This is a genomic window from Eubacterium coprostanoligenes, assembly GCF_900167205.1.
Classification (GTDB): domain Bacteria; phylum Bacillota; class Clostridia; order Oscillospirales; family Acutalibacteraceae; genus Eubacterium_R; species Eubacterium_R coprostanoligenes.
On sequence record NZ_FUWW01000034.1, the window covers coordinates 1 to 2,295 of the forward strand.

Consider the following 2,295-nt stretch of genomic DNA (forward strand, 5'->3'; position numbering starts at 1 on the left):
CAAACTTCAGTGCCGACTTTCAGTCGGCAAGCCAGTAGGCGGCCCTTATAGGGCCTGTGCAAACCACCAGTTTAACTGGTGGTTATGATTGTTCGTTTTCTTCTTCGTATTCCTTGGAATATTCAATGTTTTCGGGCGAGGGGATTGGCACGCCCATTTCGGTTTTGCCGTCAGGCTGAACGGTTGGGTTGTATGCGTTTTCGCAGTATTTGTTGGTCAGCTTTGCATTGAGTTTGTATTTTTTCTTATAGCTGTCCGTCATAGTCGCCCACCTCGGTCATCTGCGACACAATTTCCTTCAAATCCTTAAGGCTCGTTGCCGAAAATCCCGAATGTGTAAGTTCTTGCTTGATGTTCATAGGCAGGGAATCAAAGTAGTTTTTCATTTCGTTTGTCATATTAAAAGAGCTCATAATATCATCCTTTCAAGATTATTATTATCAGCCGATATTCAATTATTCGTATGACAATATTATTCCGCTTGCAAAATTTCGATTTGCTTTTGGATGAACTTTTTTGAATATTCTGCGGTAAAAGTTTTTTCCGACAACATTGTATATTTTAAGTATGAGCTGAATGATTCAATCAATTCGGTGTTTTCGCTGATGAATACAACTTGAATTCCGAGGTCGAGTTCAGAGTTGTTATCGTCTTTGCTGTACGAAATCAAAAGTTGATTTTTACAAGCTTCAGCGTTGAGATGGATTTCGTCAAATGTTGTGTATTTTGGGTTTGAAATAAAAACATTTGAGCAAGTTTTTAATATAGCCGATAAGATGTCTGCTCGGTGCTTCGGCTTCAAATTTTTTGCAAGCCCGCTTGGGAAATCATAGATTTTGCCGGTGTTTACAAAGTCCATCAATCCCTCGTATGAAATCACCATAGAATCGATGTTGTCTTGCGGAGATTCTATCAAAAGGTCAAAATGAGCCTCAAGCTGTTGGAACACCTGCGCTGTGCTTTTGATTTGGTCGGTTGCAATGTCGTCAATGATTTCTCTGTTCACTCCCACACTGCAAATATGATTGTCAAATGATATTATGTTTGAATATTCTTTTTTGTCCGAAATAACATCAAGATGGTACATATATTCAAACGCATTGTGAAATACCGCAACATCTGCTTTTGCGTTGAGCCTTACTTTTTCGTTCATATGAATGATATAGTCACAAAGCTCTGCGTTTTTTATTATTATACCGTTTTCAACTTCGCTGTCGTACATAACAGTTGAGTCACCGCACATAATGAATTCGGGGAACAGCAGGCTGAAATCCTTGCGGTCGTTGATGTATGTTATGCAGTCCTCTTTTGCATATGCAATGCTGTTGAAAATGATTTGAACATTGTCTTTTTCATTGTCTGTGTATTTTGTGTAATGATAAAATTCATTGAACTTTTTGCTCTTGCAAGCATTGTAAACAATTCGGTTTATTTCTGTTTGATTGAAGTCAAAATCAGAAATGAAAATACTGTTTTCGCTCGAATTTACGGTTGTGTAAATCGCTGACAAAATGTCTTTTTTGCCATTTAAAAATGTGGCATCGTTTTTGTATTCACCCAAACTGATATGAACATTTTTTTGCAAATCTTCGGTGAATTTTGTGTTTAAACAATAGTTGCAATAATCAAAAAATGCCGGCTTTTCTTCATCATATTCTTCTTTGAAAAATGCGTCACAAAGGCTTTTGATTTGCTCTGCGGTAAAGTAAGTTGAATTGAGCAGAGCGTTAAGTCGTCCTTTTGGGAACTTCTTTTTTCCGCTGATTACATTTTGAATAAGAGTGCGGTTTATGCCCGTTTCTTTTGCAATTTGATAGATAGGAACACCTTGCTCGGCGATGTATTCCTTTAGCAATTCATAAAATTTCTCCATTTTCTCCTCTTCCAATCGACTGTTATTGTTACTAAAAAATTTTCTTTAGGTAACATACAAATAATATACACGCATTATATCGGCATTTCAATATGTTTCTTCTACTTGATAAAAAGGTAACACATAGGTAACATATTGTAAATCATTTTTATTTATGTAATACTTTATTTAAAATTAAATGGTGGTGATAAGATGCAATTAAATAGCAAAATGTCCAAACTTCTATTTGCTATATTGTTATTTTTCCCATTTTTTGTTGGTGGATATTATGTCTTTTATTCCGCAGCGGTCGGCATTGTTCTTTTGATAGCGTTGCTTGTACATATCTTCAAAACAAAAAGTATCAAATACAGCAAGTCGTTTACATTTTTTGTTTTGCTTTTTATGAGCGTTATGTATTTCTTAACAAAATTTTGGGCTGT

At 35.8% G+C, this 2,295-nt stretch carries 3 protein-coding genes; all 3 read right to left on the bottom strand.

What is annotated here, in order from left to right:
* Positions 1–82 precede the first annotated feature (82 nt).
* The 3 genes from B5D29_RS08500 to B5D29_RS08505 are packed head-to-tail and all read right to left on the bottom strand — an operon-like array spanning position 83 to position 1,873.
* Positions 83–262: a hypothetical protein gene (locus B5D29_RS08500; RefSeq protein WP_078769126.1), complete on the bottom strand. Its 180-nt coding sequence runs from the start codon at positions 260–262 to the stop codon at positions 83–85.
* Entirely contained in the window at positions 246–413 is a 168-nt protein-coding gene (locus B5D29_RS08730; protein ID WP_159443451.1) for a hypothetical protein, read from the bottom strand. The genes B5D29_RS08500 and B5D29_RS08730 overlap by 17 nt, the downstream gene beginning before the upstream one ends.
* A gap of 59 nt (positions 414–472) precedes the next feature.
* On the bottom strand, positions 473–1,873 hold the full coding sequence (locus B5D29_RS08505) for a helix-turn-helix domain-containing protein (RefSeq protein ID WP_078769127.1): 1,401 nt from the start codon (positions 1,871–1,873) through the stop codon (positions 473–475).
* Positions 1,874–2,295 lie beyond the last annotated feature (422 nt).